Below are 21,091 nucleotides of genomic sequence, written 5' to 3' on the forward strand. Positions count from 1 at the left end.
CATGGCAGAACTGACCACGTTGGCCCGACCTTACGCCAAGGCTGCCTTTGAGTATGCTCAGGCCCACCAGCAGCTGGCCAATTGGTCAGCCATGCTCGGCCTGGCTGCAGCGGTGTCGCAAGACGACACCATGCAAAGCCTGCTCAAAGCACCGCGTTTGACGAGTACAGACAAGGCCACCACGTTTGTTGACGTGTGTGGTGACAAGTTCGACGCCCAGGTACGCAATTTCATTCACATCGTCGCTGAAAACGATCGCCTGGCCCTGTTGCCAGAGATTGTTGAACTGTTCGAGCTGTACAAGGCCGAGCAGGAAAAAACGATCGACGTGGACGTTACCAGTGCCTTCGCATTGAGCGATGAACAGCAAGACAAACTCGCCAAGGTTCTCAGTGCACGGCTCGGCCGAGAAGTGCGTCTGCACGCCGCGGAGGATGCCACCCTGATCGGTGGTGTCGTGATCCGCGCCGGCGACCTGGTTATCGATGGCTCAGTTCGCGGCAAAATCGCGAAGCTGGCCGAAGCATTGAAATCTTGAGTTTGAAGGGGCAGCAGAGCTATGCAGCAACTCAATCCTTCCGAAATAAGTGAAATCATCAAGGGGCGTATCGAGAATCTCGATGTCGCCTCTCAAGCCCGTAACGAAGGCACTGTCGTCAGCGTATCTGACGGTATCGTGCGTATTCACGGTCTCGCCGATGTGATGTACGGCGAAATGATCGAGTTCCCGGGCGGCGTCTACGGTATGGCACTGAACCTGGAGCAAGACTCCGTCGGTGCTGTTGTGCTGGGTGCTTACACCAGCCTTGCCGAAGGCATGAGCGCCAAGTGCACCGGCCGTATCCTGGAAGTTCCGGTTGGTCCGGAACTGCTGGGTCGCGTTGTCGATGCACTGGGTAACCCAATTGACGGCAAAGGCCCGCTGAACAACGTCGCTACCGACGCTGTTGAGAAGGTTGCGCCGGGCGTGATCTGGCGTAAGTCGGTCGACCAGCCGGTGCAAACCGGTTACAAGTCGGTTGACGCCATGATCCCGGTTGGCCGTGGCCAGCGTGAGCTGATCATCGGTGACCGTCAGATCGGTAAAACCGCTCTGGCCATCGACGCCATCATCAACCAGAAGAACAGCGGCATTAAGTGCGTCTACGTAGCCATCGGTCAGAAGCAATCGACCATCGCTAACGTGGTGCGCAAGCTGGAAGAAAACGGCGCGCTGGCTAACACCATCGTGGTCGCGGCTTCTGCTTCCGAATCCGCTGCTCTGCAGTTCATTGCACCGTACGCCGGTTGCACCATGGGCGAATACTTCCGCGACCGCGGTGAAGACGCGCTGATCGTTTATGACGATCTGTCCAAGCAAGCAGTGGCTTACCGCCAGATTTCCCTGCTGCTGCGCCGTCCGCCAGGCCGTGAAGCTTACCCAGGCGACGTGTTCTATCTCCACAGCCGTCTGCTGGAGCGCGCTTCCCGCGTTTCCGAAGAGTACGTTGAGAAGTTCACCAATGGCGCCGTGACTGGCAAGACCGGTTCTTTGACCGCTCTGCCGATCATCGAAACCCAGGCTGGCGACGTTTCCGCGTTCGTTCCGACCAACGTGATCTCGATCACCGACGGTCAGATCTTCCTGGAATCGGCCATGTTCAACTCGGGTATCCGTCCTGCGGTCAACGCCGGTATTTCGGTATCCCGCGTGGGTGGTGCTGCACAGACCAAGATCATCAAGAAGCTCTCCGGTGGTATCCGTACCGCTCTGGCTCAGTACCGTGAACTGGCGGCATTCGCCCAGTTCGCTTCTGACCTGGACGAAGCCACCCGTAAGCAGCTTGAGCACGGTCAGCGCGTTACCGAGCTGATGAAGCAGAAGCAATATGCGCCAATGTCGATCGCTGACATGTCGCTGTCGCTGTATGCCGCCGAGCGTGGTTTCCTGGTCGATATCGAAGTCGCCAAAATTGGTGCATTCGAGCAGGCCCTGATTGCTTACTTCAACCGGGATCACGCCGCACTGCTGGCGAAGATCAACGAGAAGGGTGACTTTAACGACGAAATCGACGCTGGCCTGAAAGCCGGTATCGAGAAGTTCAAGGCCACCCAAACCTGGTAAGCCGCAGCGGAGGCCGCGAGGCCTCCGCTTGCTAACCCGATAGGTGTCAAATGGCAGGCGCAAAAGAGATTCGCAGCAAGATTGCGAGCATCAAAAGCACGCAGAAGATCACCAGCGCCATGGAAAAGGTGGCGGTCAGCAAAATGCGCAGAGCACAAATGCGCATGGCTGCTAGCCGTCCCTACGCGGAGCGTATCCGTCAGGTGATTGGTCATCTGGCCAACGCCAACCCGGAATACCGTCATCCGTTCATGATCGACCGTGAAGTTAAGCGCGTCGGTTATGTGGTGGTGAGCTCGGACCGTGGTCTGTGTGGTGGTCTGAACACCAACCTGTTCAAGGCTCTGGTCAAGGACATGGCGAGCAATCGCGAGCAAGGCGTGGAGATCGATCTCTGCGTGGTTGGCAGCAAGGGTGCGGCATTCTTCCGCAACTTTGGTGGCAACATCGTTGCTGCGATCAGCCACCTGGGCGAAGAACCGTCGATCAATGATCTGATCGGTAGCGTCAAGGTAATGCTCGATGCCTACCTCGATGGTCGCATCGATCGTTTGTCCGTGGTCTCGAACAAGTTCATCAATACCATGACGCAAAAGCCGACAGTGGAGCAGTTGATTCCGCTGGTGGCCGATCCGGATAAAGAACTCAAGCACCACTGGGATTACCTGTACGAACCCGACGCCAAACAGCTGCTCGACGGCTTGATGGTGCGTTACGTGGAGTCGCAGGTGTACCAGGCAGTGGTTGAGAACAACGCGGCTGAACAAGCGGCCCGGATGATCGCGATGAAGAATGCCACCGACAACGCTGGCGATATCATCAAAGACCTGCAGTTGGTTTACAACAAGGCACGTCAGGCAGCGATCACCCAGGAAATTTCGGAAATCGTCGGCGGCGCTGCCGCGGTTTAAGCACGGTTCAACTGTTAGACGGTTGAAAAAAGTCAGAGGAACCAAAGATGAGTAGCGGACGTATCGTTCAAATCATCGGCGCCGTTATCGACGTGGAATTCCCGCGTGATCAAGTGCCGAGTGTTTATGAAGCGCTGAAAGTAGTCGGCGCCGAAACCACCCTGGAAGTTCAGCAGCAGCTGGGCGACGGCGTGGTACGTACCATTGCGATGGGTTCGACCGAAGGCCTCAAGCGTGGCCTGAGCGTCGGCAGCACTGGCGCAGGTATCCAGGTACCGGTTGGGGTGAAAACCCTGGGCCGTATCATGGACGTGCTGGGCAACCCAATCGACGAAGCTGGCCCGATTGGCGAAGAAGAGCGTTGGGGCATTCACCGTGCCGCGCCTTCCTACGCTGAGCAAGCTGGCTCCAACGAGCTGCTGGAAACCGGCATCAAGGTTATCGACCTGGTTTGCCCGTTCGCCAAGGGCGGTAAAGTCGGTCTGTTCGGTGGTGCCGGTGTAGGCAAAACCGTAAACATGATGGAACTGATCCGTAACATCGCCATCGAGCACAGTGGTTATTCCGTGTTCGCCGGTGTGGGTGAGCGTACCCGTGAGGGTAACGACTTCTACCACGAGATGAAGGACTCCAACGTTCTCGACAAGGTAGCCCTGGTTTACGGTCAGATGAACGAGCCACCAGGCAACCGTCTGCGCGTAGCACTGACCGGCCTGACCATGGCTGAGAAGTTCCGTGACGAAGGTCGTGATGTGCTGTTCTTCGTGGACAACATCTACCGTTACACCTTGGCCGGTACCGAAGTATCCGCACTGCTCGGCCGTATGCCGTCGGCAGTGGGTTATCAGCCGACCCTGGCCGAAGAAATGGGCGTTCTGCAAGAGCGCATCACTTCGACCAAGACCGGTTCGATCACCTCGATCCAGGCCGTATACGTACCTGCGGACGACCTGACCGACCCAAGCCCGGCGACCACCTTCGCCCACTTGGACGCCACTGTCGTACTGTCGCGTGACATCGCCTCCCTGGGTATCTACCCAGCGGTCGATCCACTCGACTCGACGTCGCGCCAGCTGGACCCGATGGTTATCGGCCAGGAGCATTACGACACCGCTCGCGGCGTGCAGTACGTACTGCAGCGCTACAAAGAGCTGAAGGACATCATCGCGATTCTGGGTATGGACGAACTGTCCGAAGCAGACAAGCAGCTGGTATCCCGCGCTCGTAAGATCCAGCGCTTCCTGTCCCAGCCATTCTTCGTGGCCGAAGTCTTCACCGGTTCGCCGGGTAAGTACGTCTCCCTGAAGGACACCATTGCCGGCTTTAGCGGCATTCTGAAAGGTGACTACGATCACTTGCCAGAGCAGGCGTTCTACATGGTTGGCAGCATCGAAGAAGCTGTCGAGAAAGCGAAGAAACTGTAATCACCCGTGCGCCCGGCAACGGGCGCTTACGTGAGGCTAGATATGGCTATGACAGTCCATTGCGACATCGTCAGCGCAGAAGGCGAGATCTTCTCCGGTCTGGTCGAGATGGTGATTGCGCACGGTAACCTGGGTGATATCGGTATCGCTCCAGGTCACGCGCCGTTGATCACCGACCTCAAGCCGGGCCCGATTCGTCTGGTCAAGCAGGGTGGCGAAACCGAGGTGTTCTACATCTCCGGTGGCTTCCTGGAAGTCCAGCCGAGCATGGTCAAAGTGCTGGCTGATACCGTGCAGCGTGCTGCCGATATCGATGAAGCTGCTGCTCAGTTAGCCCTCCAGGCTGCTGAGAAAGCGCTGCATGAGCAAGGTGCCGAGTTCGATTACGGCTCCGCGGCTGCTCATCTGGCCGAGGTCGCAGCCCAGCTGCGTACCGTTCAGCAGTTGCGCAAGAAGTTCGGCGGCTAAGCCACCTGCTTCATTGTGCGTAGGTAAAAGGGTAGCCTTGGCTACCCTTTTTCTTTGCCTGCTGTTTTAGAACCTGCTTACGATCTGCTGCGCGTCGGCCCTACGGCGTTAAAAACAGGCTCGGAATGCTCATGTACAAAAGTACACTCCGCTTTCTCGCCGTTTTGACCAGCCGGAGGCTGTTACTAACGTAGCGCCTTGTAGGTCTCTAGCTCGCGAGATCGTAAACACGTTCTTAGCAAGTAGCCCGGATGAAATCCGGGACGATCACCCCCGGATTGCATCCGGGCTACTAATAGGATTTGTCCCCCATGTCGCTCGATATCGTTATCCTCGCCGCCGGCCAAGGCACCCGCATGCGTTCCGCCTTGCCGAAAGTGCTGCACCCGGTTGCTGGCAAAGCCATGCTCGGCCATGTCATCGACACCGCCCGCCTGCTCAAACCGCAAGGCATTCATGTGGTGATCGGCCATGGCGCTGAACTGGTGCGCGAGCGACTGGCGGCGGATGACCTGAATTTCGTGCTGCAGACTGAGCAACTGGGTACCGGCCATGCCGTGGCCCAAGCACTGCCGGCCTTGAGCGCCGAGCGCGTGCTGATTCTCTACGGCGATGTGCCGCTGATCGAAACCGCCACCCTGGAGCGCCTGCTGCAACTGGTCAGCGAGCAGCAGCTTGGCCTGCTGACGGTCAACCTGAATAACCCGACCGGCTACGGCCGCATCGTCCGCGATGACAGTGGCGTGGTGAAGGCCATCGTCGAGCACAAGGACGCCAGCGCCGAGCAGCGCCTGATCAGCGAAGGCAACACCGGCATCCTCGCCGTACCGGGCCAGCGCCTGGGTGATTGGCTGAGCCGCCTGTCCAACAGCAACGCCCAGGGCGAGTACTACCTCACTGACGTAATCGCCATGGCCGTGGCCGACGGTCTGGTAGTCGCCACCGAGCAGGCAACCGACGAGATGGAAGTGCTGGGTGCCAATGACCGTATCCAGCTCTCCCAGCTTGAGGGCCACTATCAGCAGCGCTTTGCCAATCGGTTGATGGCGCAAGGCGTCACCCTGATCGACCCGTTCCGCTTCGATGTGCGCGGCGAGGTCAGCGTCGGCCGCGACATCACCATCGATATCAATGTGATCCTCGAAGGCCGCGTGGTGATTGAGGACGACGTACAGATCGGCCCAAATTGTGTGATCAAAAACTCGGTCCTGCGCAAAGGCGCGATCGTCAAAGCCAACAGCCATTTGGAAGGTGCCGAAGTGGGTGAGGGTGCCGATTGCGGCCCGTTCGCTCGTTTGCGCCCGGGTTCGGTGCTCGGTGCTCGCGCCCATGTGGGTAACTTCGTCGAGCTGAAGAACGCCGTGCTGGGCGAGGGTGCCAAGGCCGGCCACCTGAGCTACCTGGGCGATGCCGAGATCGGTGCACGGACCAATATCGGTGCCGGCACCATCACCTGCAATTACGATGGTGCCAACAAGTTCAAGACCGTACTCGGTGAGGACGTGTTTATCGGCTCCAACAGCGCCCTGGTCGCGCCCGTGACCCTCGGCGATCGCGCCACCACCGGTGCTGGTTCGGTGATTACCGGGGATGTGCCGGATAACACCCTGGCGGTCGGCCGCACCAAGCAGCGCAATATCGAAGGTTGGAAGCGCCCGACCAAGAAGACCTGATGGAGTTGGCAAGGATGCCTTTACGCAAACGCTGGATAGTACCGGCGCTGTTCCTGCTCTGGGGCTTGCTGCCGGAATGGCCGCAGATTCCGGTGCAGGGTGCCAGTGCCCGGGACTGGAACCCGCGCACCTTCTGGTTCGAACCCTGGGGCCGCTCCGGCGTGCACAAGGGTATCGATATCTTCGCCCAACGCGGCACACCGGTACGCTCCAGCAGCTATGGAGTGGTGCTGTTCCGCGGTGAAATCGCGCAGGGCGGCAAGGTGGTGGTCGCCCTGGGGCCGAAATGGCGCATTCATTATTACGCCCATCTGCAAACCATCGACGCCTACCCAGGCCAACCGCTGCTGGCCGGCAGCCTGCTGGGCACGGTTGGCGATACGGGTAACGCTCAAGGCAAACCGGCGCACTTGCACTACTCGATTGTCAGTCTGCTGCCGTTGCCTTGGCGGGCGGACGAGTCGACCCAAGGCTGGAAGAAGATGTTCTATCTGGACCCCAACCAGCTTCTGCAAACACGCTGAATTGCCAGGAAATAGCTGCCCTACGTCGATTGCAGCTTGACGAAAAAGCTTCATTAGGTTTTGATTCGCGCCATTATCTTTCGAATCGAAACTTAGTATGTCGAAACGCAACACTCCGCAACGTCGCCATACCATTCTTGCCTTGCTCGCCGAGCAGGGCGAGGTGAGCGTGGATGAGTTGTCGAAAGCGTTCGCTACTTCGGAAGTGACCATTCGCAAAGACCTCGCCGCCTTGGAAAAAAGCGGCCTGCTGTTGCGTCGTTACGGCGGTGCGGTGCCCATGCCGCAGGAGCTGATCAGCGATATCCAGCCAATCTCCCAGTACAAGCAGGCCATCGCCCGCGCCGGTGTGGCGCGCATTCGTGAACACGCGCGGATCATCATCGACAGCGGCACCACCACCGCGGCGATGATCCCGCAGCTAGGGCACAAGCCCGGCCTGGTGGTGATGACCAACTCGCTGAACGTCGCCCGCGCCATCAGTGAGCTGGAGCACGAGCCGGTGTTGCTGATGACCGGCGGCACTTGGGACCCGCATTCCGAGTCGTTCCAGGGCCAGGTCGCCGAACAGGTGCTGCGCTCTTACGACTTCGACCAGCTGTTTATTGGTGCCGATGGCATCGACCTGAACCGTGGCACCACCACCTTCAATGAATTGCTGGGCCTGAGCCGGGTGATGGCGGAAGTGGCCCGTGAAGTGGTGGTGATGGTCGAGAGCGACAAGATCGGCCGCAAGATTCCCAACCTGGAGCTGCCCTGGAGCGGCATCCATACCCTGATAACCGACGAACGCCTCAGCCCCGAGGCCCGTGAACAATTGACCGCGCGCGGGATCAACTTGATCTGCGCGGCTGTAGATGCCTGAGTTAAGGAGAGACATATGTGTGGAATCGTAGGCGCAGTCGCCGAACGCAATATCACCGCCGTGCTGGTTGAAGGCCTCAAACGCCTGGAATACCGCGGTTACGACAGCGCCGGTGTGGCGTTGCTGACGGATAAAGGCGACCTCGACCGTCGCCGCCGTGTCGGCAAGGTCAGCGAGCTGGAAAGCGCGCTGAGCGCCGAACCACTGGCCGGCCGCCTGGGTATCGCCCACACCCGCTGGGCCACCCACGGTGCGCCGAGCGAGCGCAATGCCCACCCGCATTTTTCAGGTAGAGAGCTCGGCCAGGAACTGGCGGTGGTGCACAACGGCATTATCGAAAACCACGAAGAACTGCGCGCCCAGCTCAAGGGCCTGGGCTACGTGTTCAGCTCCGATACCGACACCGAAGTGATCGTGCACCTGCTCGACCACAAGCTGAAAACCCAGCCGGACCTGACCGCCGCACTGAAAGAAGCGGTCAAGGAACTGCACGGGGCTTATGGCTTGGCGGTGATCAGCGCCAAGCAGCCGGATCGTCTGCTCGCCGCCCGCAGCGGCAGCCCGCTGGTGATCGGTCTGGGCCTGGGTGAGAACTTCCTCGCCTCCGACCAGCTGGCTCTGCGTCAGGTCACCGACCGCTTTATGTATCTGGAAGAAGGCGATATCGCCGAAATCCAGCGCGAAAGCGTGCAGATCTGGAGCGTTGACGGCCAGCCGGTGACGCGCGAGAGCGTGCAATACCACGAAGGTGCGGAAGCCGCCGACAAGGGCGAGTACCGCCACTTTATGCTCAAGGAAATCTTTGAACAGCCTAAGGTGGTGCAACGCACCCTGGAAGGCCGTCTGGGTTCCGACCACGTGCTGGTCCAGGCCTTTGGCCCGCAGGCTGCCGAGCTGTTCGCCAAGGTGCGCAACGTGCAGATCGTTGCCTGCGGCACCAGTTACCACGCCGGTATGGTTGCCCGTTACTGGCTGGAAGGCCTGGCCGGGATTCCTTGCCAGATCGAAGTGGCCAGCGAGTTCCGCTACCGCAAGGTGGTGGTGCAGCCGGACACCCTGTTTGTCAGCATCTCCCAGTCCGGGGAAACCGCCGACACCCTGGCCGCGCTGCGTAACGCCAAGGAAAAATCGCCGACCCAGGGCGGCTATCTGGCCAGCCTGGTGATCTGCAACGTCGGCATCAGCTCGCTGGTGCGCGAATCCGACCTGACCCTGTTGACCCAGGCCGGCCCGGAAATCGGCGTGGCTTCGACCAAGGCCTTCACCACCCAGCTGGTCGCGCTGATGCTGCTGACCCTGGCCCTCGGCCAGGTGCGCGGCACCCTGGATAAAGGCCTGGAAGCCGAGCTGGTCGACGAACTGCGCCGCCTGCCGACCCGTCTGGGTGAAGCCCTGGCCATGGACAGCGTGGTCGAGAAAGTCTCCGAGCTGTTCGCCGAGAAGCACCACAGCCTGTTCCTCGGCCGTGGCGCGCAGTATCCGGTGGCGATGGAAGGCGCGCTCAAGCTCAAGGAAATCTCCTATATCCACGCCGAAGCCTACCCGGCCGGCGAGCTTAAGCACGGCCCGTTGGCGCTGGTGGACAGCGATATGCCGGTGGTCACAGTCGCGCCGAACAACGAGCTGCTGGAGAAGCTCAAATCCAACCTGCAGGAAGTGCGCGCCCGCGGCGGCGAGCTGCTGGTGTTTGCCGACGAGCAGGCCGGCATGAGCAATGGCGAGGGCACCCACGTGGTGAACATGCCGCACATTCACGACGCCCTGGCCCCGATCCTCTACACCATTCCGCTGCAGCTGCTGTCCTACTACGTCGCCGTGCTCAAGGGCACCGACGTCGACCAGCCGCGCAACCTGGCCAAGAGCGTGACGGTCGAGTAGCGGCGTCAGGAGGGCGGATGAAGCGCGCAGATATACGAGCCAAGCACGCCGCCGGCGTGCTCTTCGATACCCAGGTTATAGCCAACCCGGCCAATACCCGGGAATGGATAGTGCTGTTCAAGAAAGGTGCGGGCACCAGCTACTTTCTGGTCGATGACCAGGAGCAGGTGGAGTCCTTTGCCGATCTCAATAGCCTGATCGAAGAGCTGCGCCAACTCGGCATCAAGCGCGCCGAGATCTATATCTGAAGCGGCTTATCCGTCATAGCCGAAGCCTGAGTGGAGGCTAACCCGTGAATCCGCCGCTGGGACTTTTCCTCAGCTGCTGCGAGCGCCTGCTGGCTGGCGATGCCGAGCTAATCGGTCAGTTGCGTGATCACGGCTTCGTTTGCGCGTCCGGCACCTGGCAATTTCGCCTGCCGGCCCTGCATGCCTACCTGATGACGCGCCTACCGCCTGGCGAGCGCGTCGACTATCGGGGGTTTCTGCGTGAGCTGTATGCCAGCGACTTGAACACCCGCCTGGGTGAACTGGGCGCGCAAATCGCCGTTGTGGATAACCTTGGCAAGGTCGACCTGAGCACCTATGCCCTCAGGCGTCTGACGATCTGAACAGATGCCGATGCTCGGCGTTGTACAGCGCCGAGTCGGCAAACTGTTCGGCGTTCAGCACCCGGCCCACCAGAATCAGTGCGGTGCGGCGGAAACCCTTGGCGCTGACCCGTGCCTCGATATCGGCCAGGGTGCCGCTGACCCAGTCCTGATCCGGCCAGCTGACGCGATGCACCACGGCAATCGGGCAATCCGCGCCGTAATGCGGCAGCAGTTCGGCGACTATCTTGCCCAGATGCACCACGCCCAGGTGGATGGCCATGGTCGCGCCGTGGCGCGCCAGGTCGTGCAGCTGCTCGCCGGCGGGCATCGTCGATTTGCTCGCATAGCGGGTGAGGATCAGCGTCTGCGACACCTCGGGCAGGGTCAGCTCGCTCTCCAGCAGGGCGGCGCAGGCAGCGGTGGCGGTCACCCCGGGGATGATCTGGAAGGGAATGCCCAGCGCGCGCAGCTGGCGAATCTGCTCGCCGATCGCGCCATACAGCGACGGATCACCGGAATGCACGCGGGCCACGTCCTGGCCCTTGGCATGTGCCTGGCGGATCAGCTCGATTATTTCTTGCAGATGCAGTTCGGCGGTATTCACCACCCGTTCGGCGCTGTTGCCGGCAAGTACTGCTTCTGGCACCAGCGAGCCGGCATACAGGATCACCGGGCAGGCGTGCAGCAAACGCTGACCCTTGACGGTGATCAGCTCCGGGTCGCCGGGGCCGGCACCGATAAAATAGACGGTCATAGAATCTCCAGAAGCTGCGCCCTGGCCAGGGCGCAGGTGGCTGTGGCCGAGCGCAGTTTTTCCCCCAGCAGTTCGCCGCGTTGTCCGCTCAGCAGTTCGACCTGGGCCAGGGCACTGGCTTCGGCCACTCCGGCGCTGCCGGTGATCTGCAGGCTGAGCGCCGAGGTCTGCCTGAGCCGCTGATGGTAGGGGCTCAGCTGGCTGGCCGGCAGCCAGGCGATAGGCAGGGACAGTTGTTCGGCCAGTTGGCGCAGGCCGGGTTCAGCCTGCTTATGGCTGCTGCTGGCCAGGGCGTTGAGATCGGCCGGCTGCAAACCGTGGGCCGCTAGCGCCTGTTGCAGCAGCTCGAACAATTGCACGCTGGAGCAGTCGCGTCGACAGCCCAGCCCGGCGACATGGATCAGTTGCGCGCCGGACTGGGTCAAGGTTTAGGCGCTTTGTTGCGGGCGTGTGTAGAACCAGGCGGCGGCCAGGCCGAGAGCTGCCCAGAACAGCGCGTTGGTCAGCAGCGAGGCGAGGATAAATTCGTGCTCCAGGGCTTCCGGGGCCAGGCTCGAATGCACTTCCGGCTGCGGTGCGCCGATCAGATGCGGAATCGCCAGGATCGCCACACCGACGATGCGCAGCGCCCAGTGGCGAGCGAATGCCAACAGGCCCAGGCCGGCGGCGGTGGCCACGGCGGTGCCGATCCACCAGTACTGGCGTAGCAGCAATTCTGCGGCGGCGGTGCCTGGCAGTTCCGGCGGCAGGCCGGCGGACGGGGCCAGGGAGAAGGTGGCGAAGCCGCCGAGGCCCCAAAGCAGGCCTTGCCAGGTCTGGCCCGGTGCACGCAGGGCAAACAGGCCCGCCAGCATCAGGGCGAAACCGACGGCCACCACCAGGTTGCTCAAACCAGTGGCCAGGGTCCGTTGCCAGCCGTCTTCGGGAGCCCAGGCTTCGACGTCGTGGCTATGCTCGGCGACCGCCGCATGGCTGTGCTCGGGAGTGGCGGCGGCGTGGCTGTGTTCGGCCACCACGGCTTCGGTTGGGGCGCTGTTTTCGTAGGTTTCCGCCTGCAGGATCAGCGGGGTGACCCACAGGCTTTGCAGCAGGGTCAGCACGATGGCGGCGAGCAGGCCGGCGAAGCCTGCGGTCTGGGCGATACGCTTGAACATGGGATCGGTCTCAGTGGCAGGGGAAGGCGGCGCTGTGGCGCGTATCGTGGGCGGCGTTGTGCAGCGCTTCGATCGGCGAGAAGCCGGCGACGAAGATCAGCGCGGCACCCAGCAGGCAGCTGCCGATGGCCAGTACGAGGCGTTGCGAAAGAGGGAGGGTGACGGCTACAGAGGAAGCGAGTGCGCTGCTGGACATGGTCTGATCTTCTGCTGTTGGGGAAGCGATGCAGAAGGAACGCAGCAAGGACCCAGGCCTGAACAGGCACGGGATTCCGGCGCGTACCCGCCCACCGCGGGTTGCCAAACAAGGTTTCAGGCCGGTCTCCGGGCTTACGCTGACTGTCGCGTGGACAGTTCCAGAATCAACCTTCCCAAGCCTTGCGGCTCAGTGGCTATAGCGTTCTGACATGCGATTACCGTTGCGGGGGCAGCGCCGGAATTGCCCATGAAGGGCGCACCGGCTTCCCGTTTCACCTCGCGCGGCAACGCGCGAGACACCTGAAACAGCTTTTTAGAACATCACGAAGCGGCCCCGGCCGTCAACCGCGGCGATTGACCTGCCCAAGGCCACTGCGTAGCCTTACCGCGTTCGAGGTTCTTCGGCACAGGTGCCGAAGCTAAGAGGGAACAAGGTTGATACCTTGGCTGCCCCCGCAACTGTGAACGACTCGTACCCTTGCGTTGTTCTGCCGCCCAAGCGCTGCAGCACAACAGCCACTGCGTAAACGCGGGAAGGCGAAGGGATTGGCCGGCGTATCTACGCCAGCCCGGTCGTGAGCCAGGAGACCTGCCTCGTCACGCTTTCGACAACCGGGCGGGGTGATCCGGTGGTGTTGGCTGACGCCCTGTGGCTGTCATGTCTGTGCCGCCTCCTGCTCGTCTTTCTTTCGACGTCACGCAGGACTCGCCATGAAAACCCTCGCCAAACTTCCCGTCACCATCGTTACCGGCTTTCTCGGCGCCGGCAAAACCACCCTGTTGCGCCATATGCTCGGTCACGCCGACGGGCGGCGTATCGCGGTGATCGTCAACGAGTTCGGCGAGTTGGGCATCGACGGCGAAATCCTCAAGCAGTGCTCCATCGGTTGCAGCGAAGAAGAGGCCAATGGCCGCATCTTTGAACTGGCCAACGGCTGCCTGTGCTGCACCGTGCAGGAGGAATTCTTCCCGGTGATGCGCGAGCTGGTGGCACGCCGCGGCGAACTCGACCATATCCTGATTGAAACCTCGGGTTTGGCGCTGCCCAAGCCGCTGGTACAGGCCTTTAACTGGCCGGAAATCCGCAACGCCTGCACCGTCGATGCCGTGATCACTGTGGTCGACAGCCCGGCCGTGGCCGCCGGCACCTTCGCCGCCTTCCCCGAGCAGGTCGATGCGCAGCGCAAGCTCGACCCCAATCTGGACCACGAATCGCCGCTGCACGAGCTGTTCGCCGACCAGTTGGCCAGCGCCGACCTGGTGATCCTCAACAAGGCCGACCTGCTCGACGCCGCTGCCCTGGCCGCGGTGCGCGCGGAAGTGGCAGAAGAGCTGTCGCCGGCGGTGAAAATCATCGAAGCCCATGGCGGCGAGCTGCCGTTGGACGTGCTACTGGGCCTGAACTGCGAGACCGAGCTGCATATCGAGGGCCGCAAGACCCACCATGATCTGGAAGGCCATGAAGACCACGATCACGACGAATTCGCCTCCTTCCACGTCGAGCTACCCGAGGCCGAGGAAGCCCGTCTGCTGCAAGCGCTGAAGGATGCGGTCAGCAAACACGGCATTCTGCGCATCAAGGGTTTCGCAGCGATTCCCGGCAAGCCGATGCGCCTGCTGCTGCAAGGCGTCGGCCAGCGTTTCGACAAACACTTCGACCGCGCCTGGCAGGCCGATGAGCAACGCATCACCCGCCTGGTGGTGATCGGCCAGCAGCTTGATCGCCCGGCAATTGAAGCCGAGCTGCACGCGGCGCTGGCCTAAAAATGTAGGAGGGGCTTTAGCCGCGACTAGGCCCGATACGGCTCGCGGCTAAAGCCCCTCCCACAAAGAAGAGCGATCATGCACCTATTGCGCACCCAGCCCGGCAGCCAGCTGCCGGTCGACAGCATTGCCGACCTTGGTCAGACCCCGGCCGAGTTGGTGATTCTCTGTACCGGCGATTCGCACCTGTCGTTGCTGGCTGAAGTGGCGCGGCAGCTGCCGGCGGATTACCCCAGTCTGCGTCTGGCCAGCCCGGCGCAGCTGAGCAATCACGCCTCGGTGGATCTGTATGTCGAGCAGGTGCTGCAGCACGCCAAGGTCATCCTGATTTCAGTGCACGGCGGCGTCAGCTATTGGCGCTACGGCATCGAGCGCCTGGTCGAACTGGCCGAGCGCGGTGCGCGGGTGATTATGGTGCCGGGCTGCGACAACCCTGATCCGGAGCTGATGGGCCTGAGCAATGTGCCTGTGGCCGAGGCCGAGCGGCTCTGGCAGTTCCTGCGCCAGGGCGGCGCGGGCAATGCGCTGCAGCTGTTCAACTGCATCGCCAGCCAGTGGCTGCAGCGTGACGATGCCTGGGGCGAACCGCAGCCGCTGCCACGCGTGGGCCTGTATCACCCGCAACTGGCTAACCCGAGCCTGGCCGATTGGCAAGCCCGCTGGCAGGTTGATGCGCCGGTGGCGGCGCTGTTGTTCTACCGCACCCAGGTGCAGGCGGCGAATACCGGATTTATCGATGTGTTCTGTCAGCGCTTGCAGGCCCAGGGTCTTAATCCGCTGCCGATTGCCGTGGCCAGCCTCAAGGAGGCGGCCTGCCTGGCCCAGGTGGAGAACTGGCTGGATGAAGCCGATGCCCGCCTGATTATCAATACCACCGGCTTTGCCATGTCCAACCCGGAAGCGCCGGAACTGCGTCCGTTTCGCCGGGATATCCCGGTGCTGCAGGCGATCTGCGCGCTGGATAACCTCGAGCAATGGCAGGCCAATGCCCAGGGCCTGGGTTCGCGCGACTTGGCCATGCATATAGTGCTGCCGGAGCTGGACGGCCGCCTGATTACCCAGCCGATCAGCTTCAAGGGTCTGGCCTGGCGCAGCGAGCGCAGCCAGAGTGATGTGGTCTGTTACCAGCCCCATCTGCCGGGCATGGATTTCGTCGCCGAGCTGGCGCGCAACTGGATTGAACTGGCGCGCAAAGCCAACGCCGACAAGCGCATCGCCCTGATCCTCGCCAACTACCCGACCCGCGATGGGCGCATCGGCAACGGTGTCGGCCTGGATACTCCGGCGGCGGCGCTAAATATCCTCAAGGTGCTGCAAGAGCAGGGCTATCCGGTTGCAGAGCTGCCCGATAGCGGCACCGCGTTGATTCACCAGCTGCTCGGCGGCGTGACCAATGACCTGGACAGCCTTGATGCAAGGCCCTGCGCCCAAAGCCTGGCGCTGGACGAGTACCTTGCGTTCTTCCATAGCCTGCCGGCAGCCAACCAGCAGGCGGTGCGTGAGCGCTGGGGCGGCCCCGAGCAGGATCCGATGTTCCGCGGCGGCCGGCTGATGATCGCCGGCCTGCGCTTCGGCCTGAGCTTTGTCGGCATCCAGCCGGCGCGCGGTTATCAGCTGGATGCGGCGGCGGTGTATCACGACCCCGATCTGGTGCCGCCGCACGGCTACCTGGCGTTCTACTGCTGGCTGCGCCGGGCCTTTGCTTGTGATGCGGTGATCCATGTCGGCAAGCATGGCAATCTGGAATGGCTGCCGGGCAAGAGCGTCGGTCTTTCCGAACAATGCTGGCCGAGCGCGATTCTCGGCTCGTTGCCGAATATCTATCCGTTTATCGTCAACGATCCGGGCGAGGGCGCGCAGGCCAAACGGCGCACCCAGGCGGTGATCATCGACCACCTGATGCCGCCGCTGACCCGCGCGGAAAGCTACGGCCCGCTGCGCGATCTGGAGCGCCTGGCCGACGAATATTACGAGGCCAGCCAGCTCGACCTGCGCCGCGCCGCCGAGTTGCGTGGCGAGATTCTGCTCAAGGTGCGCGAGGCCAGCCTCGACCGCGAGCTGGGCCTGCAACTGAATGAAGACCCCAACAGCTGGCTGCCGCAGCTCGATGCCTACCTGTGCGATTTAAAGGAATCGCAGATCCGCGATGGTCTGCATGTATTTGGCGAATCGCCGGCCGGCACCCTGCGTCGCGACACCTTGCTGGCGCTGCTGCGCATTCCCCGGGGTGATGGCCAGGGCGGCAACGCCAGCCTGCTGCGCGCCCTGGCTCGCGACTTGGAACTGGACTTCGATCCGCTCGACTGCGAGATGGCCGCGCCTTGGCAGGGCCCGCGCCCGGCGCTGTTGCAGCGCCTGAGCGATGACAGCTGGCGCAGTGCTGGCGATACCCGCGAGCGCCTTGAGCTGCTGGCTTTGCAGCTGATCGAGGCTACGGACTGCGAATCCGTTGGTATTGAAAGTAGCCAGGTGCTGCAGCGTTTGCGTGAGCAGATCGCACCGCTGCTGGACGCCTGCGGCGATGCAGAAATGCACGGCCTGCTGTCTGCGTTGAGCGGGCGTTTTGTGCCCGCCGGGCCGAGTGGCGCGCCGAGTCGCGGGCGACTGGATGTGCTGCCCACCGGGCGCAATTTCTACAGCGTCGATGTGCGCAACTTGCCCACGCCGACCGCCTGGCGCATCGGCGTGCAGGCGGCGGATCGCCTGCTGGAGCGGCATCTGCAGGACCACGGCGACCACCTGCGTCAGCTCGGCCTGTCGATGTGGGGCACGGCGACCATGCGCACCGGCGGCGACGATATGGCCCAGGCTCTGGCCCTACTCGGTGTGCGTCCGCTGTGGCAGGCCGGCAGCCAGCGCGTCGAGCGTTTCGAGGTTATGCCGTTGGCGCAGCTTGGTCGCCCACGGGTGGACGTGACCCTGCGCGTGTCTGGGTTCTTCCGTGATGCCTTTAGCAACCTGATCCGCCTGTTCGACGACGCGGTGCAGGCGGTGGTTGATTTCGATGAGCCGGAAGATATGAATCCGCTGTCGGCGCGAGTCTGGCGTGAATCCCTGGCCCTGCAGGACAGCGGCCTGGATGAACACGAGGCACGCAAACAGGCCGGCTGGCGGGTGTTCGGCTCTAAACCCGGCGCTTATGGCTCGGGCGTGCAGAACGCCATCGAAGAGCGCTTGTGGCAAACCCGCGAGGACCTGGCTGAGGTCTATTTGAACTGGGGCGGCTACGCCTACGGCAGTCACAGCGAAGGCACCCCGGCGCGCGCGCAGTTCGCCGAGCGCCTGGAGCAGATGCAGGCGGTGCTGCACAACCAGGACAACCGCGAGCACGACATCCTCGACTCCAATGACTACTACCAGTTCCAGGGCGGCATGCTCGCGGCGGTGGAAACCCTGCGCGGGGCCAAGGTGGCGAGTTATCACGGCGACAACAGCCAGCCGGACACGCCGCGCATCCGCACCCTGAAGGAAGAGCTCAATCGCGTGGTGCGCGCCCGTGCGGCCAATCCCAAGTGGATCGACGGCATGAAGCGCCATGGCTACAAGGGCGCGTTCGAGCTGGCGGCGACCATCGACTACCTGTTCGCCTTCGACGCCACCAGCGAACTGGTCGACGACCACCAGTACGCACTGCTCACCGATGCCTATCTGCTCGACAAAAGCACCCGCGACTTTATCCAGCAACACAACCCCGGTGCCCTGCAGGATATCCTCGAACGCCTGCTGGAAGCCCAGCAGCGCGGCCTCTGGCAGAACCCCGGAGAGTACCGCGAAGCCCTGGAAAACCTGCTGATCGATAGCGAGGAAGCATGAGCGAGAGCAAACAGCCACACCAGCCGGTGTCGCAACGCTTGCGACACCGGCTGGTGAGTTGGTGGCGCAGGCCAGTTACCCGCAAGGAGCGCATCGGGGCTGCCGGTATCGGCCTGTTTGGTGGTTTCTGGCTGGGCCTGCTGGCTGGCCTGGTTCTCGGCCCGTTGCCAACTCCGCTGGTTGACCTGTTTATCTGGGCAGGGCTCGGTGCCTGCGTCGGTGCGGTGCTGGGCACCATCTGGCCAAAAGTTATTGGCATCGTCTTGCTGCCCTTTGCCGTGTTTGGTATCGGCCAGTGACCCTTCATCTTTTAGCGAAACGGACCCTGCCATGACCGATAGCCACTTCCCCCTCGCCGCCGTGGTCGCCGCCGATGACCTGAAACTGGCGCTGTGCCTGGCGGCCATCGACCCGGCGATTGGCGGCGTGCTGATCGAAGGGCCGCGCGGCATGGCCAAATCGACCCTGGCTCGCGGTCTGGCCGATCTGCTGGCCAGCGGCACCTTTGTCACCCTGCCGCTGGGCGCGAGTGAGGAGCGCATCGTCGGCACCCTCGATCTGGACGCCGCCCTGGGTGAGGGCCGCGCGCAGTTCAGCCCTGGTCTGCTGGCCAAGGCCAATGGCGGCGTGCTGTATGTCGATGAGGTCAATCTGCTGCCCGATCATCTGGTCGACCTGCTGCTGGATGCCGCCGCCAGCGGGGTCAACCATATCGAGCGCGACGGCATCTCCCATCGGCATGCCGCGCGCTTTGTGCTGATCGGCACCATGAACGGCGAGGAGGGCGAGCTGCGTCCGCAGCTGCTGGACCGTTTCGGCCTTAACCTGGCCTTGGACGCCCAGCCGCAACCGGCCCAGCGCGCCGAAATCGTTCGCCGCCGCCTGGCTTTCGATGCCGACCCGCAGGCGTTTCTTCAGCGCTGGCAGGTGCAGCAGGATGAATTGCGCGAACGCTGCCAGAGCGCCCGTGCGAGGCTGGCGGCGATTCCCCTGGATGACGCCGCCCTGGAGCAGATCAGCCAGCGTTGTTTCGCTGCTGCTGTCGATGGCCTGCGCGCCGATCTGGTCTGGCTGCGCGCCGCCCGGGCGCATGCTGCCTGGCGCGGTGCCGAACACATTGAATCTGTGGATATCGATGCGGTGGAAGACTTCGTTCTGCGTCATCGTCGCCGGCATAGCCCCCCGCCTGCCGCGCAGCCGCCACAATCGCAGCCCAGCAACAGTGCACCCGGCGAGCAGCAGCAAGCGCCGCAAGGCGAAGGCCAGTGGGGCGAATTACCCGCCCAGGCGCAAAGCCTCGGCGTACGGCGTGAACCGCCGCGCTGGGCAAAAAAGCCCTAGGCATCCGCCCGCGCACAGCCCCAGGCGCGGATGCCCGGGCCGCTCCCGGCACATTAGGCGGTGGTCGTAACGGTGCCAGTCGCAGTGGCGCGGCAGGGCGTATCGACTGGCCGGCGAGCCTGCTTAAGGGCCGCCCACGCACTCGGCAGGATCTCGTGCTGCGCCCGCGCAGCGCCAAGCCGGCGGAACTCTGGCTGGTGATAGTCGATGCCTCGGCCTCGACCCGCCGCCATGGTGCACTGAGCAAGGCCAAGGGTCTGCTTAGTGAAGTGTTCGAGCAGGCGCGCCGGCAACGTGCGCGCCTGGCCCTGCTGCACGCCACCGGCGACCAGGCGCAATGGTTGTGGCAGGGGCAGAAAGCCTCTCAGGCCTTGCAGCACTGGTTGGCCGAGCTGGGCGCGGGTGGCGGCACGCCCTTGCTGGCTGCCGTGCAGCAGGCCGCCGACTGGCAGGCGCGGCGTCAGCGGCTGCATCCGGCCGAGCGTCGGCGTTTGCTGATCATCACCGATGGCCGCCTGCGCGACTGGCCGGCGTTAACCCCGAGCGCCTGCCCGGCGCTGCTGGTGGATATCGAAAGCGCACCGATCCGCCTGGGCCGCGCGCGCCAGCTGGCCTTTGAGCTGGGCGCAGACTACCGACATATCGATTCGCTGCCGCTGTTAGCCGGCAGCCTGGAGACAGCCTTATGAAAACCCTGTTGATAATCGGCATCGGCGCCGGCGACCCGGACTACCTGACCGTGCAGGCGATCAACGCGCTAAACCGCACGAACGTGTTCTTTCTGATGGACAAGGGCAGCACAAAGGACAGCCTGATCGGCCTGCGCAAGACCATCTGCGAGCGCTTTATCCAGGGCCGCGATTACCGCTTTGTCAGCGCCGACTGCCCGGAGCGGGTGCGCGATGTGCCGGACTATCGCGGCAGCGTGGTCGATCTGAATCAGGACAAGCAGCAGGTGTTCGAGGGCATGATCCGCGAGCAGATGAGCGACGGCGAAACCGGCGCCTTTCTGGTCTGGGGCGACCCGGCGCTGTACGACAGCACCCTGCGCATAGTCGAACAGATCGTGGGCAACAGCGCCGAGCAGATCGAGTACCAAGTGATCCCCGGCATCACCAGCCTTCAAGCCCTGGCGGCCAAGCATAAGGTCTGTTTTAACAGTATCGGCCAGGCCTTCCAGATCACCCCGGCGCGCCGCCTGGCCGAAGGTGGCTTCCCTCCAGGGTTGGACAGCGTGCTGGTAATGCTCGACGCCCAGGACACCTACCTGCGCTTTGTCGACCAGGCGATGCACATCTATTGGGGTGCCTATATCGGCACCCCGGATGAAGTGCTGATCGCTGGGCCGCTCAGTGAAGTCGCCGAGACCATCCGCACCCGCCGCGCCGAGCTGCGTGAGCAGCATGGCTGGATTATGGATAGCTACCTGCTGCGCAGAAGCGACGTGGGCTGAGGTCTTTACGAAAAGCGCAACACCGATCGATATGGTGGTCAGCCAATTTGGACTACCCCCGCTCTGGTAGACATTTCCCGACCTCATAATGAGGCACGTTCAAATGCCTCAGGACTGACACCGCCCAAGTAACTGTGGCGGCGGGTTCGGTTGTAAAACACTTCGATGTAATCGA

22 protein-coding genes and 2 riboswitches are annotated in these 21,091 nt (G+C 62.6%); of the genes, 17 read left to right on the forward strand and 5 right to left on the reverse strand.

Going from position 1 to position 21,091, the window contains the following annotated elements:
• The first annotated feature begins 1 nt into the window (after position 1).
• From WBK23_RS00505 to WBK23_RS00555, 11 genes are all read left to right on the forward strand, one after another.
• A complete protein-coding gene (locus WBK23_RS00505; protein WP_424482057.1) occupies positions 2-538 on the forward strand; it encodes a F0F1 ATP synthase subunit delta in 537 nt (178 codons plus the stop codon).
• A 21-nt stretch (positions 539-559) separates the two neighbouring features.
• Positions 560-2,104, forward strand: a complete 1,545-nt coding sequence (gene atpA / locus WBK23_RS00510) for a F0F1 ATP synthase subunit alpha (protein ID WP_090254179.1) — start codon at positions 560-562, stop codon at positions 2,102-2,104.
• Positions 2,105-2,154: 50 nt separating this feature from the next.
• Complete coding sequence (atpG, locus tag WBK23_RS00515) at positions 2,155-3,015, forward strand: F0F1 ATP synthase subunit gamma (RefSeq protein ID WP_424482058.1); 861 nt, start codon at positions 2,155-2,157, stop codon at positions 3,013-3,015.
• A 47-nt stretch (positions 3,016-3,062) separates the two neighbouring features.
• Positions 3,063-4,439, forward strand: a complete 1,377-nt coding sequence (gene atpD / locus WBK23_RS00520) for a F0F1 ATP synthase subunit beta (RefSeq protein WP_090378655.1) — start codon at positions 3,063-3,065, stop codon at positions 4,437-4,439.
• A gap of 42 nt (positions 4,440-4,481) precedes the next feature.
• Positions 4,482-4,907 carry a F0F1 ATP synthase subunit epsilon gene (locus WBK23_RS00525; protein ID WP_424482059.1) on the forward strand — a complete coding sequence of 142 codons (426 nt, stop codon included), beginning with the start codon at positions 4,482-4,484 and terminating at the stop codon, positions 4,905-4,907.
• A 311-nt stretch (positions 4,908-5,218) separates the two neighbouring features.
• Positions 5,219-6,580: a bifunctional UDP-N-acetylglucosamine diphosphorylase/glucosamine-1-phosphate N-acetyltransferase GlmU gene (gene glmU / locus WBK23_RS00530; protein WP_424482060.1), complete on the forward strand. Its 1,362-nt coding sequence runs from the start codon at positions 5,219-5,221 to the stop codon at positions 6,578-6,580.
• A gap of 14 nt (positions 6,581-6,594) precedes the next feature.
• Complete coding sequence (locus tag WBK23_RS00535) at positions 6,595-7,104, forward strand: M23 family metallopeptidase (RefSeq protein ID WP_424482061.1); 510 nt, start codon at positions 6,595-6,597, stop codon at positions 7,102-7,104.
• A 97-nt stretch (positions 7,105-7,201) separates the two neighbouring features.
• Positions 7,202-7,969, forward strand: coding sequence for a DeoR/GlpR family DNA-binding transcription regulator (locus WBK23_RS00540; protein ID WP_424482062.1), 768 nt, complete (start codon positions 7,202-7,204; stop codon positions 7,967-7,969).
• A 15-nt stretch (positions 7,970-7,984) separates the two neighbouring features.
• Complete coding sequence (glmS, locus tag WBK23_RS00545) at positions 7,985-9,847, forward strand: glutamine--fructose-6-phosphate transaminase (isomerizing) (protein ID WP_424482063.1); 1,863 nt, start codon at positions 7,985-7,987, stop codon at positions 9,845-9,847.
• A gap of 17 nt (positions 9,848-9,864) precedes the next feature.
• Positions 9,865-10,095 carry a hypothetical protein gene (locus WBK23_RS00550; RefSeq protein WP_424482064.1) on the forward strand — a complete coding sequence of 77 codons (231 nt, stop codon included), beginning with the start codon at positions 9,865-9,867 and terminating at the stop codon, positions 10,093-10,095.
• Positions 10,096-10,139: 44 nt separating this feature from the next.
• Positions 10,140-10,457, forward strand: coding sequence for a hypothetical protein (locus tag WBK23_RS00555; RefSeq protein ID WP_424482065.1), 318 nt, complete (start codon positions 10,140-10,142; stop codon positions 10,455-10,457).
• On the opposite strand, the gene cobM is transcribed toward WBK23_RS00555, so the two are convergent.
• The 4 genes from cobM to WBK23_RS00575 are packed head-to-tail and all read right to left on the reverse strand — an operon-like array spanning position 10,438 to position 12,543.
• On the reverse strand, positions 10,438-11,193 hold the full coding sequence (cobM, locus tag WBK23_RS00560; RefSeq protein ID WP_424482066.1) for a precorrin-4 C(11)-methyltransferase: 756 nt from the start codon (positions 11,191-11,193) through the stop codon (positions 10,438-10,440). The genes WBK23_RS00555 and cobM overlap by 20 nt on opposite strands.
• Positions 11,190-11,618, reverse strand: a complete 429-nt coding sequence (locus tag WBK23_RS00565) for a cobalamin biosynthesis protein (protein ID WP_424482067.1) — start codon at positions 11,616-11,618, stop codon at positions 11,190-11,192. The genes cobM and WBK23_RS00565 overlap by 4 nt, the downstream gene beginning before the upstream one ends.
• A 3-nt stretch (positions 11,619-11,621) precedes the next feature.
• The gene (locus tag WBK23_RS00570; RefSeq protein ID WP_424482068.1) at positions 11,622-12,347 is read right to left on the reverse strand and encodes a CbtA family protein; all 726 of its coding nucleotides are present in this window, start codon (positions 12,345-12,347) and stop codon (positions 11,622-11,624) included.
• A gap of 10 nt (positions 12,348-12,357) precedes the next feature.
• The gene (locus tag WBK23_RS00575; RefSeq protein ID WP_424482069.1) at positions 12,358-12,543 is read right to left on the reverse strand and encodes a CbtB domain-containing protein; all 186 of its coding nucleotides are present in this window, start codon (positions 12,541-12,543) and stop codon (positions 12,358-12,360) included.
• Positions 12,544-12,645: 102 nt separating this feature from the next.
• Positions 12,646-12,864, reverse strand: a riboswitch (cobalamin riboswitch).
• Between the two features lie 59 nt (positions 12,865-12,923).
• A riboswitch (cobalamin riboswitch) is annotated at positions 12,924-13,156 on the forward strand.
• Positions 13,157-13,256: 100 nt separating this feature from the next.
• Here WBK23_RS00575 and cobW point away from each other — a divergent pair.
• The 6 genes from cobW (at position 13,257) to cobF (ending at position 20,916) form a co-directional block, all read left to right on the forward strand.
• Positions 13,257-14,309, forward strand: a complete 1,053-nt coding sequence (cobW, locus tag WBK23_RS00580; protein ID WP_424482070.1) for a cobalamin biosynthesis protein CobW — start codon at positions 13,257-13,259, stop codon at positions 14,307-14,309.
• 78 nt (positions 14,310-14,387) lie between these two features.
• On the forward strand, positions 14,388-18,122 hold the full coding sequence (gene cobN / locus WBK23_RS00585; protein WP_424482071.1) for a cobaltochelatase subunit CobN: 3,735 nt from the start codon (positions 14,388-14,390) through the stop codon (positions 18,120-18,122).
• A complete protein-coding gene (locus WBK23_RS00590; RefSeq protein ID WP_424482072.1) occupies positions 18,119-18,421 on the forward strand; it encodes a hypothetical protein in 303 nt (100 codons plus the stop codon). The genes cobN and WBK23_RS00590 overlap by 4 nt, the downstream gene beginning before the upstream one ends.
• A 31-nt stretch (positions 18,422-18,452) precedes the next feature.
• Positions 18,453-19,463: an ATP-binding protein gene (locus tag WBK23_RS00595; RefSeq protein WP_424482073.1), complete on the forward strand. Its 1,011-nt coding sequence runs from the start codon at positions 18,453-18,455 to the stop codon at positions 19,461-19,463.
• Between the two features lie 2 nt (positions 19,464-19,465).
• A complete protein-coding gene (locus WBK23_RS00600; protein ID WP_424482076.1) occupies positions 19,466-20,152 on the forward strand; it encodes a vWA domain-containing protein in 687 nt (228 codons plus the stop codon).
• The gene (cobF, locus tag WBK23_RS00605) at positions 20,149-20,916 is read left to right on the forward strand and encodes a precorrin-6A synthase (deacetylating) (protein ID WP_424482074.1); all 768 of its coding nucleotides are present in this window, start codon (positions 20,149-20,151) and stop codon (positions 20,914-20,916) included. The genes WBK23_RS00600 and cobF overlap by 4 nt, the downstream gene beginning before the upstream one ends.
• An 83-nt stretch (positions 20,917-20,999) precedes the next feature.
• Here the strand turns inward: cobF and WBK23_RS00610 are convergent.
• Positions 21,000-21,091 (reverse strand): IS3 family transposase (locus tag WBK23_RS00610; RefSeq protein WP_424482077.1); only part of this gene is annotated, 92 nt, incomplete at its 5' end.

Origin of the sequence: Pseudomonas sp. (assembly GCF_049653025.1) — a bacterium.
Lineage (GTDB): Bacteria > Pseudomonadota > Gammaproteobacteria > Pseudomonadales > Pseudomonadaceae > Aquipseudomonas.